Raw genomic sequence first — 14,512 nt, forward strand, 5'->3', positions numbered from 1 at the left:
TGCGCGCACGCCGCTTCAGCCCCAGCGCAGTCTCAGTCACGCTCCGACTCTACGTCGCCGCCCGGCGGCGACCGGCTCAGCGTCACCGCGCGGAGCCGGCCTGCCCAGCGTCAGCCGCCGGCCCCGCCGGACGATGGGTCAGCCGCTCGGCTGGGTGATGGTCCCGTCGGCGGCGATCTTCGCCCCCGTGGACGGGAAGTCCTGCTTCGTCAGGTTGGAGACGAACGGGATCGCCTGCTTCTTCGGGTCCGGCTTCGGCAGGCCCGGCGCCACCATGTACGTCGCGGTCAGCGATCCGCTCTTGAAGGTGCCGTCGCCGGTCATCGTCACCTTGAGCACCCCGCCGATGCCGACGGTGCCGTTGTAGCTCAGCGCCTTGTAGCCGGCGAAGTTGCCGAGGCTGTACGCGATCAGCCGGCCCTTGTAGAACTCCATCGCCCGCATGACGTGCGGCCCGTGCCCGACGACCAGGTCGGCGCCGGCGTCGATCACCTTGTGCGCGAACGCGATTGTGTCGCACCGGTTCTCCCCGAGGAAGAACTCCGTGCCGGGCTTGGTGTGCGTCTTGTCGGAGCCTTCCGCGCCCTGGTGGACCTGGACGACGACCAGGTCGGCCTTGGTCGCGGCCTCCTTGATGATCGTCTCCGCCGCACCGAGGTCGCTGCACAGGTTCGACCACTTGTATGACGCGAACCCGACGACCGCGATCTTCACGCCCTTCGCCTCGCCGACCGAGATCATCCCCGGCCATCCGGTGTACTTGATCCCGGCGCCGTCGAGGGCCTTCTGCGAGTTCTTGTACCCGACCTCACCGAAGTCGTAGGCGTGGTTGTTCGCCATGGTCATCATGTGGAACCCGGCGTCCTTGAGGTTGCTGACGTAGCCGGGCGGCGTCCGGAACGCGAAACACGTCTTGCCGGCCGACTCCGCGGAGCACTTGCCGACACCCGTGTCCTCGGTCAGCACCTGCTCCAGGTTGCCCATCTGGAAGTCCGCGGTCAGGAACTCCTTGACCGGGTCGAAGAACCCCTTGCCGTTGTTGGGCGGCAGCCCGCCCGGCGCCATGCCCATCACGATGTCGCCGGTGGCGGTCATCGTGACCTCCTGCCCGGCCGCCCCGCCCGCCGCGGGCGCGGACGTGCCGCCGCCCGGCGTGCTCGCCTGGCCGCCCGGCTGCGCGACCGCCGGCTGGCTCTTGGTCGGCTCCGGGTCGTCACCGCCCAGGAACGTCGCCGCGCCCGCCGTCCCGGCCCCGATCACCAGCGCCGCGAGCACGCCCAGGATGATCGCCGTCCGGCGGCCGCCCCCGCTCTTCTCCGGCGGCGCCTCCCCGGGCAGCGGCAGCTTCCGCCGCCCGGCCCGCTCCTCGGGCTGGTACGCCTGCGCCGCGAACAGGTCGTCCGGCCCGCGGGTCGCCCCCGGGTCCGGCGCCCGCGTGGCGTTGTAGACCGGCCCGGCCGGCTGGGCGCCGTAGACCGGCCCCGAGGACTGCCCGGTGCCGAAGCCCCGGCCGGAGGGGCCGTCGTTGTAGCTGGGTCCTTCGCCGTACGCGGTTCCTTCGCCGTACAACGGACCGCTCACCGCACCGCCCGAGGCCCGCAGCCCGGCGTCGCGGAACGTGCCCGTGGCCTGCGGGTGCGGATCCCTGAGCGGCCCCGACGGCGGCACATCCCGCAGCGCGCCACCCTGCGGGTCGCCGTCGCGGAACGTCCCCGTCGCCGGCGGCCGGCCTTCCCGGAACGCGCCGGTGGCCTGCGGGTCCGCGTCGCGGAACGTGCCGGTCGCGGGTGGCCGGCCGTCACGGAACGAGCCGGTGGCCTGCGGGTCGCCGTCGCGGAAGGTGCCGGCGGCCTGCGGGTCCGCGTCGCGGAAGGTCCCCGTCGCGGGCGGGCGGGCCTCCCGGAACGCGCCGGTGGCCTGCGGGTCCGCGTCGCGGAACGTGCCGGTCGGCTCGGCGCCGGGGACGGCGGCGGCGCCATACGTGCCACTCACCGGCCTGGCGCTGCCGCGGACCTGGCCCGTGGCCGGCGCGCCCGGGTCGAACAGCGGTCCGGCCGGCGAAGCGCTCCCCCGGACCTGCCCCGTCGGCTGCCCGCCGGTCTCGAACATGGAGCCCGACGGCTGCGCGCCGCCGCGGACCTGGCCGGTGGGCTGCCCACCGGTCTCGAACATGGACCCGGACGGCTGTGCGCTCCCCCGGACCTGGCCGGTGGCCTGCGCACCCGGGTCGAACAGGGAGCCGGTCGGCTGGGCGCTGCCCCGCGCCGGAAGGCCCGCGTCGAACGGCGGGGGCGGCGGCGCGGCCGAGCCCCGCATCGGGGGCGGGCCGTCATAGCCGGCCGGCGCGGCACCCCGCGGCGGGCCGGACGGGTCGAACAGCGGTCCGGCCGGCGAAGCGCTCCCCCGGACCTGGGAGGTGCCCTGCGCACCCCCGCCGAAGGCAGGGCCGGAGGTCGGCTGCGGGCCGCGGTCGTCGTCGGGCGCCCACGCGCTGCCGGGCGGCTGCGTCGCCCGGAAGTCGCCGCCGCGCAGCTCGCCGCCCTGCGGGTCGCCGGGGCGAGGATCGCCAGCACGGGAGTCGCCCGGACGGCGATCGCCAGAACGGGGGTCGCCGGAACGGGGGTCGGGGCGGGTGTCGGCGCGCCAGGCGGCCGTCGCGGGATCGGCGCCACGGCCGTCACCGCCCCAGACGGCGGCACCGGCGTCGGCGCCCCACGCCGCGGTCCCGGGCTCGGCGGCCCAGTCTCCGGCGCGCGGATCCGGGCCGGGCGGGCCGTAACCTTCGTCGCGGCCGGGCGGTTGGTCCTGTGGAGGCTGCTCGCGATCGTCGGGCCAACGGGAGGGCGATCCGCCGTACACCGTCATGCGCTTCCCACCCCACAGCTGAAACCGGTGGGGTCCACTCGCCCCGCGGCGAACATATCGCACCCCCGCGACCTCGTGACCGTCCGGTTCCGCTGCGTCACCGGTACCGTCGAGAAGGGGCGCGCCCGCAGGTCGGCATGTATTGTGATCATCCTGCCCGACGCCCGGGAGACGACCCCGTGTGCATAAACTGACGTTCGCGTGATTGCTCATGGCGAGCGACGCGCCGACGGATTCGAGGTGGACGCGATGGACGAGGTACTGGCGCGCAGCGGCATTTTCCAGGGCGTCGAGCCCGAGGCTGCCGAATCCCTCGCCAAGGAGATGGAGACGATCGACGTCCGCAAGGGCGAGATCGTGTTCAGTGAGGGCGAGCCGGGCGACAGCCTGTACATCGTGCTGTCCGGAAAGATCAAGGTGGGTCGCCGCGCCGCGGACGGCCGGCAGAACCTGATCGCCGTGATGGGCCCGAGCGACATGGTCGGCGAGCTGTCGCTCTTCGACCCGGGGCCGCGCACCGCGACCGCCACGGCGGTGCTCGACACGCGGCTGGCCCGGCTGCGCAAGCAGGCGCTGCGGCCCTGGCTGACCAACCGGCCGGAGATCGCCGAGCAGCTGCTGCGCGTGCTGGCCAGGAGGCTGCGCCGCACCAACGACGCCCTCGCCGACCTGATCTTCACCGACGTGCCGGGCCGGGTCGCCAAGACGCTGCTGCAGATGGCGGGCCGCTTCGGCACCCGCGACGGCGGCGTCCTGCGGGTCAACCACGACCTGACCCAGGAGGAGATGGCGCAGCTCGTCGGCGCCTCGCGCGAGACGGTCAACAAGGCCCTCGCCGACTTCGCCTCCCGCGGCTGGCTCCGCCTCGACGGCAAGAGCGTCATCATCATGGACCCCGAGCGCCTGGCCCGCCGCGCCCGCGTCTGAGGCACAGAGGAACAGAACAGAGGAATAGAACAGACACCCCAAAAAGGCACGCCGCCGCGTGCCTTTTTGCTTGCGGTCAAAAAAGTCAGGCTTGACTGTTTGTTTTGAACGGGCCAACCTCGAAGGTGTGAGCGCAACCCGAGCCCCGCAGCAGGAGCGCAGCCGCGCCACCCAGCAGCGCCTGCTGGAGGCGACCGTCGACTGCCTGGTCCTGCACGGCTGGTCGGGCGCCACGACCACGGTCATCGCCGAGCGCGCCGGCGTCTCCCGCGGCGCCCAGCTGCACCACTACCCGACCCGCGCCGCCCTGGTGCTCGCCGCCGTCACGCATCTCGCCGAGCGGCGGGCCGAGGAGATCCGCACCGAGGCGGCCGCGCTCACCGGCGACCGCGACGAGCGGCTCGACAAGGTCCTGGACATGCTGGCGGCCGCGTTCACCGGTCCGCTGTTCGTCGCCGCCCTCGAGGTGTGGGTCGCCGCCCGCACCGACGCCGACCTCCGCGACGCGCTGGTGCCCCTGGAGGCGCGGGTGGGCCGCGAGATGCACCGCCTGACGGTCGAGCTGCTCGGGGCCGACGAGCGCCGCCCGGGCGTCCGCGAGGCGGTGCAGGCGACCCTCGACCTGCTGCGCGGCCTCGGCGTGGCCAACCTGCTCACCGACGACAGTCACCGCCGCGGCCAGCTGCTCGCGGCGTGGAAAGTGCAGCTCACGACGATCCTGGGGACCTGAGATGGTGACGTTGGACGACGTCCTGCAAGACCTGGAGGCGGAGTCGGCATCGCTCGACCGCCTCGTGTCGGCGCTGGACGACAAGGACTGGAGCCGGCCGACCCCCGCGCAAGGGTGGACGGTCGCGCACCAGATCGCGCACCTGCACTGGACCGACACGGTGGCGACCCTCGCGGCGACCGACCCGGCGGCGTTCGTCGAGCGGATGAGCGCGATCGAGGACCCGTTCACGATGGTGGACCGCGCGGCGGCCGAGCACATCGCCCCGCCCGAGGAGCTGCTGCGCCGCTGGCGCGACGGCCGCGACACGCTGGCGAAGGCGCTGACCGGTAAACCCAAGGACGAGAAGCTGCCGTGGTTCGGCACCGCGATGTCGCCGCTGTCGAGCGCGACCGGCCGGATGATGGAGACGTGGGCGCACGGCCAGGACGTGGCCGAGACGTTCCCGGAGCGGCCCGACGCCCAGGAGCACCGCCGCCCGACGGACCGCCTGCGGCACGTGGCCAACCTCGGCTTCCGCACGATCGGGCACAGCTTCCTCAGCCACGGCCGTAGCGCGCCGGCGGGCCCGTTCCGGGTCGAGCTGTCCACCGTGGACGGCGCACTGTGGACGTTCGGACCCGAGGACGCGCCGAACCGGGTCGCCGGCCCGGTCCTGGACTTCTGCCTGCTGGTCACCCAGCGCAGAAACCCGGCCGACCTCGGGCTGCTGGCCACCGGCGACGAGGCGCGGGAGTGGATGACGCTCGCCCAGGCGTTCGCCGGGCCGCCCGGGCAGAAGCGGGAGCCGCGGCAGTGATCCGCGTCGGCAACGCCTCGGGGTTCTACGGCGACCGCGCCACGGCCTGGCAGGAGATGCTCGACGGCGGCCCGCTCGACGTGCTCACCGGCGACTATCTCGCCGAGCTGACCATGCTGATCCTGGCCAAGGACCGCATGAAGGACCCGGGCACCGGCTACGCCAAGACGTTCCTCAGGCAGCTGGAAGGCTTCCTGCAGACCGCCCGCGACCAGGGCACGAAGATCGTCACGAACGCCGGCGGCCTCAACCCGGCCGGCCTGCGGAAGGCGATCGAGGCCGTCGCGCCGGGCGTCAAGGTCGCGCACGTCGAGGGCGACGCCATCGCGCCCAACGCCAACGCGTACCTCGGCGCGTTCGGCATCGCCGAGTGCCTCAAGGCCGGTGCGGACGTCGTCGTCACCGGCCGGGTCACCGACGCGTCCCTGGTCGTCGGCCCCGGCATCGCCCGCTACGGCTGGACCCCCGGCGACCTCGACGCCCTCGCCGGCGCCACCGTCGCCGGCCACATCCTCGAGTGCGGCGCCCAGGCGACCGGCGGCAACTACTCGTTCTTCACCGAGATCCCCGACCTCGACCACGCCGGCTTCCCGATCGCCGAGCTGCACGGGGACGGGTCGTCGGTCATCACCAAGCACCCCGGCACCGGCGGCGCCGTCACGGTCGACACGGTCACCGCGCAGCTGCTGTACGAGATCGGCGCCCCCGAGTACCTCGGCCCGGACGTCACCACCCACTTCGACACGATCCGGCTCACCCAGCTCGGACAGGACCGGGTCGAGGTCACCGGGGTCAAGGGCAGCCCCCCGCCGGACACGCTGAAGGTCGGCACCATCGCCCTCGGCGGCTTCCGCAACAGCATGACGTTCGTCCTGTGTGGACTGCGGATCGAGGAGAAGGCCGCCCTCGTCGAGCGGCAGCTGCGGCGCAGGCTGGACCACCCGATGGAGTTCACGCTGGCCCGCACGGACCACCCCGACGCCGACGACGAGCAGCGGGCGAGCGCGCTGCTGGCCGTGCACATCAAGAGCACCGACCAGAAGGCGGCCGGCCGGGCCTTCTCGCAGGCGGCCGTCGAGCTGGCCCTGGCCTCCTATCCCGGCCTCACGCTGACCGGCCCACCTGGCGACGCCACGCCCTTCGGAGTGTTCTCAGCGGGTTCGGTACCGCGCGGCGAGGTCCCGCACGTCGCGGTCCTCCCTGACGGCAGCACGGTGGAGGTCCGATGAGAGTGCCACTGGGGACGCTGTTCGGGGCCAGGTCCGGCGACAAGGGCGGCGACGCCAACATCGGCGTCTGGGCACGCTCCGACGAGGCGTACGCGTGGCTGCGGGCCACGCTCACCGAGGACCTGCTCAAGACGCTGCTGCCGGAGGTGCGCGACGTCAGCCGGTATGAGCTGCCGAACCTCCGCGCGCTCAACTTCGTCGTGCGCGGCATCCTCGGCGACGGGGTCGCGGCCAGCACCCGCTTCGACCCGCAGGGCAAGGCCCTCGGCGAGTGGCTGCGATCGAGGGTCGTCGACATCCCCGACGAGCTGCTGCCATGATCGACGCGTTCGCGAAGCCGGAGCTGCGGGACCTTGTGCGGAAATTCACCCGCAACGAGATCGTGCCGCACCTCGACGCGTGGGAGCGGGCCGGCGAGGTGCCGCGCGACCTGCACCGCAAGGCCGCCGAGCTGGGCCTGCTCGGGATCGCGTTCCCGGAGGAGGTCGGCGGCGAGGGCGGCGACCTGCTCGACTCGATCGTGGTCACCGAGGAGATCATCCAGTCGGGTGGCTCGTCGGGGCTGATCGCGGCCCTGTTCACCCACGGGATCGCGCTGCCGCACATCGTCGCGAGCGGCGACGCCGACCTCATCGACAGGTATGTGCGGCCCACCCTGCGCGGCGAGCGCATCGGCTGCCTGGCGATCACCGAGCCGGACGGCGGATCCGACGTCGCCGGGATCCGCACCACCGCGAAGGCCGACGGCGACTCGTACACCGTGAACGGCACGAAACTCTTCATCACCAGCGGCGCCAGGGCCGACTTCGCCACCACGGCGGTGCGGACCGAGGACGGCGTGCGGCTGGTCGTGGCGGAAGGCTTCACCGTCACCAGACGACTGGAGAAGATGGGCTGGCACTGCTCGGACACCGCCGAGCTGTCCTTCGTGGACGTGCGGGTGCCGAGGAGCCACGACGTCGGCGGCATCCAGACGCTGCTGGCGCACTTCGCCGCCGAGCGGCTGTCCCTCGCCGTGCAGTGCTACGCGACCGCGCAGCGGTGCCTCGACCTGACGCTCGCCTGGGTCCGCGACCGGCACACGTTCGGGCGGCCGCTCGCCAGCCGGCAGCTGGTCAGGCACCGGCTCGCCGAGATGGCCCGGCAGGTCGACGTCGCCCGCACCTACGTGCGACACACCGCGCTGCGTGTCGCAAGCGGCGATCAACTCGTTACGGAGGTGGCGATGGCGAAGAACACGGCGGTCGCGGCCTGCGACCACGTCGTCGACCAGGCCATGCAGCTGCACGGTGGCCTCGGGTATCTGCGCGACGCCGAGGTCGAGCGCCATTACCGGGACGCTCGGATCATGGGCATCGGCGGCGGGACCACGGAGATCATGAACGAGATCATCGCGAAGCAGTTGGGGGTCTGAGGCATGCCGATCCTGACCAGTGCGCTGGACCCGCGCGGGGCCGCCTACCTGGACAACCGGGAGGCGATGCTGGAGCGGCTGACCGAGCTGGACTCGGCGCTGCGGCAGGCCCGCGGCGGGGGCGGCGAGAAGTACGTGACCAGGCACCACGCCCGCGGCAAGCTGCTGCCCCGCGAGCGGATCGAGCTGCTGGTCGACCGCGACTCGCCGTTCCTGGAGATCTGCCCGGTCGCCGCGTGGGGCACCGACTACCCGGTCGGGGCGAGCGTCGTCACCGGCATCGGCATCGTCGAGGGCACGCCGTGCGTGATCGTGGCGAACGACCCCACGGTCCGCGGCGGGGCGGTCAACCCGTTCTCGCTGAAGAAGACCCAGCGGGCGGGGCAGATCGCCCGCGAGAACCGGCTGCCGATGATCAACCTGGTCGAGTCCGGCGGCGCGGACCTGCCCCAGCAGGCGGAGATCTTCATCCCGGGCGGTGCGGCGTTCCGCGACCTGACCCGGCTGTCGGCGGCGGGCATCCCGACGGTCGCGGTGGTGTTCGGCAACGCGACGGCCGGCGGCGCGTACGTGCCCGGCATGTCGGACTACACGATCTTCGTGCGGGACCGGGCGAAGGTGTTCCTCGCCGGCCCGCCGCTGGTGAAGATGGCCACCGGCGAGACCGTCGACGACGAGACGCTCGGCGGCGCCGCGATGCACGCCTCCCGCTCCGGCCTGGCCGACTACATCGCGGAGGACGAGCGCGACGCGCTCCGCCTCACCCGGGGCGTCGTCCGCAATTTCGGGCATTCCGTCGGCCGGAGCTACGGCGCCGAGCCCAAGTTCGACGCCGATGACCTCCTGGGCATCCCGAGCGCCGATCTCCGCGTCCCCTTCGACCCCCGCGAGATCCTCGCGCGGATCCTCGACGGCAGCGAGTTCGACGAGTTCAAGCCCGCCTACGGGCAGGCCCTGTGCACCGGCTGGGGCGCCATCCACGGCCACCGCATCGGCGTCCTCGCCAACGTCCGCGGCGTGCTCTTCTCCGCCGAGGCGCAGAAGGCGGCCCAGTTCATCCAGCTCGCCAACGCCGCCGGCACGCCGCTGCTCTTCCTGCAGAACACCACCGGGTACATGGTGGGCAGCGAATACGAGCAGGGCGGCATCATCAAGCACGGCGCGCTCATGATCAACGCGGTGGCGAACTCCAGGGTCCCGCACCTGACGGTCAACATCGGCGCGTCCTACGGCGCCGGCAACTACGGCATGTGCGGCCGCGCCTTCGAGCCGCGGTTCCTCTTCACCTGGCCCAACGCCAAGTCGGCCGTCATGGGCCCGCAGCAGCTCGCCGGGGTGCTGTCGATCGTCGCCCGGCAGGCCGCGGAGGCCAAGGGCCACGCCTACGACGAGGAGCAGGACCGCACCATGCGGTTCATGGTGGAGCACAAGGTCGAGCAGGAGTCGGCCGCCCTGTTCCTGTCCGGCCGCCTGTACGACGACGGCGTCATCGACCCGCGCGACACCCGCACCGTGCTCGGCATGTGCCTGGCACTCGTCCGTTCAGGTGACCAGAACCCCAACTTCGGCGTCTTCCGCCTCTAAGCAAAGGACCAGCCGTGATTCGCAGGCTACTTGTCGCCAACCGCGGCGAGATCGCCCGGCGGGTGTTCGCCACCTGCCGGGCGATGGGCGTCGAGACGGTCGCCGTCTACTCCGACTCCGACGCCGACGCGCCGCACGTCGCCGAGGCCGACTACGCCGTCCACCTGCCGGGCAACGCTCCGGCCGCCACCTACCTGCGCGGCGACCTGCTCATCGCGGCGGCCCGCAAGTGCGGCGCCGACGCGGTGCACCCCGGCTACGGCTTCCTGTCGGAGAACGCCGAGTTCGCGCGGGCCGTCATCGACGCCGGGCTCACCTGGGTCGGGCCGTCGCCGAAGGCGATCGCGCTCATGGGCTCGAAGATCGAGGCGAAGGCGCTGCTCGCCGACGTGGGCGTGCCGATGCTGCCGACCGCGCTCGAGCCCGAGCAGGTGGAGACGTTCCCGGTCCTGGTGAAGGCGTCCGCGGGCGGCGGCGGCCGGGGCATGCGCATCGTGCGGGACCGCGAGTCGCTCGCGGAGGCGGTCGCGGCCGCGCGGCGCGAGGCGGCGTCGGCGTTCGGCGACGGGACGGTGTTCTGCGAGCGGTACATCGAACGGGCCCGCCACATCGAGGTCCAGATCATGGCCGACTCGCACGGCAACGTCGTGACGCTCGGCGAGCGCGAGTGCTCCATCCAGCGCCGGCACCAGAAGATCGTCGAGGAGACGCCGTCGCCGGCCGTCGACCCGCAGCTGCGGGACCGGCTCTGCCAGGCGGCGATCGCCGCCGCCCGGGCGGTGTCCTACGTGGGCGCCGGCACCGTCGAGTTCCTCCTCGCGCCGTCGGGCGAGTTCTTCTTCCTGGAGATGAACACCCGCCTGCAGGTCGAGCACCCGGTCACCGAGTGCGTCGTCGGCGTCGACCTCGTACGCCTCCAGCTGGTCGTCGCCGAGGGCGGGTCGCTGCCGTTCAACGGCCCGCCGCCGCTGCGGGGGCACGCGATCGAGGTCCGCCTGTACGCCGAGGACCCCGCCTACGCGTGGATGCCCTCGACCGGCACGCTGCACCGCTTCGACGTGCCGGGCGTCGCGCACGCGTTCGGCCCGCTGCCCGCCCCGGGGCTGCGCCTGGACGCCGGGGTCGTGGACGGCTCCGTGGTCGGCGTGCACTACGACCCGATGCTCGCGAAGCTCATCGCCTGGGCGCCGACCCGCGCCGAGGCCGCCAGGATGCTGTCCAACGCCCTCGCCCGCGCCCGCTTCCACGGCGTCACCACCAACCGGGACCTGCTGGTGCGGGTGCTGCGGCACTCGGCGTTCCTGGCCGGCGGCACCGACACCGGCTTCCTCGACCGGCACCCCGAGGTCTTCGTGCCGCTGCTGTCCTCGGTGGACGCCGTGCGCCTCTCGTGCCTCGCCGCCGCGCTGTCCGGCGCCGCCCGCCGCGCCAAGCGGGCCACCCTGCCGGGGCTGCCCTCCGGATGGCGCAACGTCCCGAGCTCGCTGCAGTCGGTGGTGTACGAGGGGCCGACCGGCGTCATCGAGGTCGGCTACCGGCTGGACCGCCTCAACGACCTGGCCGCCTGGGCGGTGCGCCGCGTCGACCCCGACGACGTCGACCTGCCGGGTGCCGCGCTCGACCCGGCCGGCGCGCCCGACCACCCGCCGGTCGAGATCCTGTCCGCGACCGGCGACCAGGTCGTGCTCGACGTCGCCGGGGTGCGGCTGCACTTCTCCGTGCACGAGGTCGGCCCGGTGTCCTACGTGGACAGTCCCGAGGGTTCGGTGACGCTGGCCGAGCTGCCCCGCTACCCGCTGCCGGTCGCCGAGCAGCCCGAAGGTTCCCTGATCGCGCCGCTGCCCGGCGCGGTCGGCCGCGTGCTCGTCGTGCCCGGCCAGCGGGTCGCCGCCGGCGAGCTGCTGCTGACCGTGGAGGCGATGAAGCTCGAACACCCCGTCCACGCCCCCACCGACGGTGTCATCAGCGATCTGCGGGTCGCGGCCGGCTCGCAGGTGGAGTCGGGAGCCCTGCTGGCGGTGCTGTCGCCGGCCTAGCTTTTGTTTCGCCTTTTTTGATTGGAGCCCACCCCTCATGGACTTCGACTACACCCAGGAACAGCAGGACCTCCGCGACGCGGTGGCGAAACTCGGCAAGCGCTACGGGCACGAGTACTTCGTGCGCAAGGCGAAGGCCGGCGAGCACTCCGACGAGCTGTGGGACGAGGCGGCCAAGCTCGGCTACCTCGGCGTCAGCGTCCCCGAGGAGTTCGGCGGCGGCGGTGGCGGCATCACCGAGCTGGCGATCGTCTGCGAGGAGCTGGCCGCGGCCGGCGCGCCGCTGCTGCTGCTCGTGGTGTCGCCCGCGATCGCCGCGACGATCGTCGACCGGCACGGCACGCAGGCGCAGCGGTCCCGCTGGCTGCCGGGCTTCGCCGACGGCACGCGGAAGGTCTGCTTCGCCATCACCGAGCCCGACGCCGGCTCCAACTTCCACAAACTGTCCACCGTGGCCCGCCGCGACGGCGACGACTACGTGATCACCGGCCGCAAGGTGTACATCTCCGGCGTCGACGAATGCTCGCAGGTCGTGGTCGTCGCCCGGATGGCCGACGACCGCACCGGCAAGCTCAAGCCGGCGCTGTTCATGGTCCCCACGGACGCCCCCGGGCTCACCATGTCCAAACTGGACATGGAGATCGTGTCGCCGGAGAACCAGTTCCTGCTGTTCTTCGACGAGGTCCGGGTCCCGGCCTCCTGCCTGATCGGCGAGGACCCCGACGCGGGCCTGCCGGCGCTGTTCTCCGGCCTCAACCCGGAGCGGATCACGGTCGCGGCGATGGCCTGCGGCACCGCGCGGTACGCGCTGGAACGGGCCTCCACCTACACCGCCTCCCGCTCCGTCTGGGGCCGCCCCATCGGCAGCCACCAGGGCGTCGCGCACCCCATGGCGCACGCGCACATCCAGGTCGAGCTGGCCCGGCTCATGGTCGCGAAGGCGGCGGCCCTCTACGACGCGGGCCGCGACCTGGAGGCGGGCGTCAACGCCAACATGGCGAAGTACGCGTCGGCGGAGGCGTCGGCGCTGGCCGTGGACACCGCGATCCAGGCGCACGGCGGCAACGGCATGACCACCGAGTACGGCGTCGCGACCCTGCTCGGCGCCACCCGCGCCGGCCGCATCGCGCCGGTCTCGCGGGAGATGATCCTCAACTTCGTCGCCCAGCACCTGATGGGGCAGGAGAAGTCTTACTGACGCGCAGCTGCTGGCCGGTGAACGTGCCCGGCGGCTCGCCGGCCAGGCAGCGGAACGTGGTCGGTCCCGCCTGCTGCTGCGCCACGTCGGGCAGCAGCACGTCCACGTCCCATCCCACCGCCGGCAGGTACACCAGCAGCAACGTCTTCACGCTGCACACCTCGCGGACCGTCTGGCTGTCCTGGGGCGACCGCACCTGGCTGCCCTTGGGAAGGTCGCCGTAGGCGAACACCTCCCAGGTGTGCGGCGTCTCACAGCCGACCGGCTTCTTGGCCGCGTCGAAGCACTCCACGGTCTGCGAGCAGCGGGCGGCCCTCGGCGCGGTCGGCGGGCAGGCGATCGTCGCCGGGACGCCCTTCTCGGGGGCCGCGCTCGCGGTCGGGCTCTTCGCCGGGTCCGGGCCTTCCTTCTTGCCGGCCTTCAGGTTGTACGCGATACCGGCGCCGGCGAGGGCCGCCACGAGCAGCAGGACGGCCGCGGCGACCAGGATGAACCGCTTGGCGCCCGGCGGCGGGGTCGGCGTGTCGAGCACGATCTCCGGCCGCTCTTCGATGCCATGCTGGACCGTTTTGTCGGGATCCTCCCTCATCTCGGCCGGCGGCTTCGACGTGTACACCGGCTCCACCGGCGGCGATCCGAGCGGCGGGACGACCACCTGCGGCGGCGCTTCCAGGCGCAGGTTGATCAGCTGGTCGCGGAGCTCGATCGCGGACGGCCGGGCGGTCTCGTCGTTGGCCATGCCGGCCCGCAGCACCGCCATCAGGTTCTCGGGGCAGCCGGGCAGGTCGGGGATCTGCTCGTTGAACATGTCGACCAGCGACAGCAGGCTCGGCGCCTGGTCCTCCCGCCACCGCGGCGGGCGCCCACGCATGAGCGCGTACAGCGTGGCACACAGTGAGTACACGTCCGCGGACCCGGCCGGCGGCGACTGCCGGAACGTCTCCGGCGGCGCGTAGGCCGGCGTCAGCGTGTCGAGCGTCATGGACTCGTCGCGCCACTCGGCCAGGATCGCCAGCCCGAAGTCCGCGAGCGCCGGCTCCCCGAACCGGCTGAACAGGATGTTCGCCGGCTTCACGTCCCGGTGCAGCACCCCCAGCGCGTGCGCGTCGGCCAGCGCATCAGCGATCTTGAACCCGACGTCCCGCGCCTCGGCCGCACTGAGCGGCGAGTCCCGCATCCGCTCGGCGTACGACCCGTCGCACAGCTCCATGATCAGGTACGGGTGCCCGAGGTCGGTGACCCCCGCGTCGAACAGGTCGACCACGTGCGGGTGGCTCGACATCCGCCCGGCGGCCCGCGCCTCCCGCATGAACCGCCGCCGGTCCCGCTCGGACTCCAGCGTGCGATGCTCGACCTTGACCGCCACCTCCCGCCCGACCGACTCCTGCGTCGCCCGGTAGACGGTCGCATACCCGCCACGCGCAAACACGGTCAACCCGGTCATCCCGGGCACCGTCGGCAGGGGTACGGCATCGGCCACGGCTAGAACGGTACGACAGCCACCCGACATTCGCCGTCACGCATCGGCCACAACACCCCGCCAGCCATCGATACCCTTCCCCCACACCGCCCACCCGCCCCTTGATCACCCCACAAACACGCCACCCACTCATCCACAAGAGTCGTCGCCCCACCTGCCGCCCCGCCACGCAGGCACGAACTCGTCGTCCACGTCCACGTCCTCGTTGTCGCCGCCGCCGAGTCCGCCAGTCCGACGGCGCCGGGATCAC

9 protein-coding genes and 1 pseudogene are annotated in these 14,512 nt (G+C 72.7%); 8 read left to right on the top strand and 2 right to left on the bottom strand.

Annotated elements, in window-relative coordinates:
* Nucleotides 1-138: 138 nt before the first annotated feature.
* Nucleotides 139-2,865 carry a CapA family protein gene (locus ABZ321_RS03455; RefSeq protein ID WP_354889072.1) on the bottom strand — a complete coding sequence of 909 codons (2,727 nt, stop codon included), beginning with the start codon at nt 2,863-2,865 and terminating at the stop codon, nt 139-141.
* 249 nt (nt 2,866-3,114) lie between these two features.
* On the opposite strand from ABZ321_RS03455, the gene ABZ321_RS03460 reads away from it, so the two are divergent.
* From ABZ321_RS03460 to ABZ321_RS03495, 8 genes and pseudogenes are all read left to right on the top strand, one after another.
* Nucleotides 3,115-3,792 carry a Crp/Fnr family transcriptional regulator gene (locus ABZ321_RS03460; protein ID WP_033363643.1) on the top strand — a complete coding sequence of 226 codons (678 nt, stop codon included), beginning with the start codon at nt 3,115-3,117 and terminating at the stop codon, nt 3,790-3,792.
* A 91-nt stretch (nt 3,793-3,883) separates the two neighbouring features.
* Nucleotides 3,884-4,522, top strand: a complete 639-nt coding sequence (locus ABZ321_RS03465) for a TetR/AcrR family transcriptional regulator (protein ID WP_354889074.1) — start codon at nt 3,884-3,886, stop codon at nt 4,520-4,522.
* Between the two features lies 1 nt (nt 4,523).
* Nucleotides 4,524-5,321, top strand: coding sequence for a TIGR03084 family metal-binding protein (locus ABZ321_RS03470; protein ID WP_354889076.1), 798 nt, complete (start codon nt 4,524-4,526; stop codon nt 5,319-5,321).
* A 56-nt stretch (nt 5,322-5,377) separates the two neighbouring features.
* A pseudogene (locus ABZ321_RS03475) lies at nt 5,378-6,870 on the top strand (acyclic terpene utilization AtuA family protein).
* Nucleotides 6,867-7,964 carry an acyl-CoA dehydrogenase family protein gene (locus ABZ321_RS03480; protein WP_354889078.1) on the top strand — a complete coding sequence of 366 codons (1,098 nt, stop codon included), beginning with the start codon at nt 6,867-6,869 and terminating at the stop codon, nt 7,962-7,964. The pseudogene ABZ321_RS03475 and the gene ABZ321_RS03480 overlap by 4 nt, the downstream one beginning before the upstream one ends.
* A gap of 3 nt (nt 7,965-7,967) precedes the next feature.
* Complete coding sequence (locus tag ABZ321_RS03485; protein WP_354889080.1) at nt 7,968-9,548, top strand: carboxyl transferase domain-containing protein; 1,581 nt, start codon at nt 7,968-7,970, stop codon at nt 9,546-9,548.
* Nucleotides 9,549-9,562: 14 nt separating this feature from the next.
* Nucleotides 9,563-11,584 carry a biotin carboxylase N-terminal domain-containing protein gene (locus ABZ321_RS03490; RefSeq protein ID WP_354889082.1) on the top strand — a complete coding sequence of 674 codons (2,022 nt, stop codon included), beginning with the start codon at nt 9,563-9,565 and terminating at the stop codon, nt 11,582-11,584.
* Nucleotides 11,585-11,621: 37 nt separating this feature from the next.
* On the top strand, nt 11,622-12,782 hold the full coding sequence (locus tag ABZ321_RS03495; protein ID WP_354889084.1) for an acyl-CoA dehydrogenase: 1,161 nt from the start codon (nt 11,622-11,624) through the stop codon (nt 12,780-12,782).
* Here ABZ321_RS03495 and ABZ321_RS03500 read toward each other — a convergent pair.
* Nucleotides 12,736-14,262: a serine/threonine-protein kinase gene (locus ABZ321_RS03500; protein WP_354889086.1), complete on the bottom strand. Its 1,527-nt coding sequence runs from the start codon at nt 14,260-14,262 to the stop codon at nt 12,736-12,738. The two genes, ABZ321_RS03495 and ABZ321_RS03500, sit on opposite strands and share 47 nt — an antisense overlap.
* Between the last annotated feature and the right edge of the window lie 250 nt (nt 14,263-14,512).

Origin of the sequence: Dactylosporangium sp. NPDC006015 (assembly GCF_040614215.1) — a bacterium.
Classification (GTDB): domain Bacteria; phylum Actinomycetota; class Actinomycetes; order Mycobacteriales; family Micromonosporaceae; genus Dactylosporangium; species Dactylosporangium maewongense.

Bases quoted from the DNA above. Each gene is read 5' to 3' on its own strand.
- ABZ321_RS03485 (WP_354889080.1), top strand. From the start codon at position 7,968: ATGCCGATCCTGACCAGTGCGCTGGACCCGCGCGGGGCCGCCTACCTG.
- ABZ321_RS03495 (WP_354889084.1), top strand. From the start codon at position 11,622: ATGGACTTCGACTACACCCAGGAACAGCAGGACCTCCGCGACGCGGTG.
- ABZ321_RS03460 (WP_033363643.1), top strand. From the start codon at position 3,115: ATGGACGAGGTACTGGCGCGCAGCGGCATTTTCCAGGGCGTCGAGCCC.
- ABZ321_RS03470 (WP_354889076.1), top strand. From the start codon at position 4,524: ATGGTGACGTTGGACGACGTCCTGCAAGACCTGGAGGCGGAGTCGGCA.
- ABZ321_RS03480 (WP_354889078.1), top strand. From the start codon at position 6,867: ATGATCGACGCGTTCGCGAAGCCGGAGCTGCGGGACCTTGTGCGGAAA.
- ABZ321_RS03455 (WP_354889072.1), bottom strand. From the start codon at position 2,865: ATGACGGTGTACGGCGGATCGCCCTCCCGTTGGCCCGACGATCGCGAG.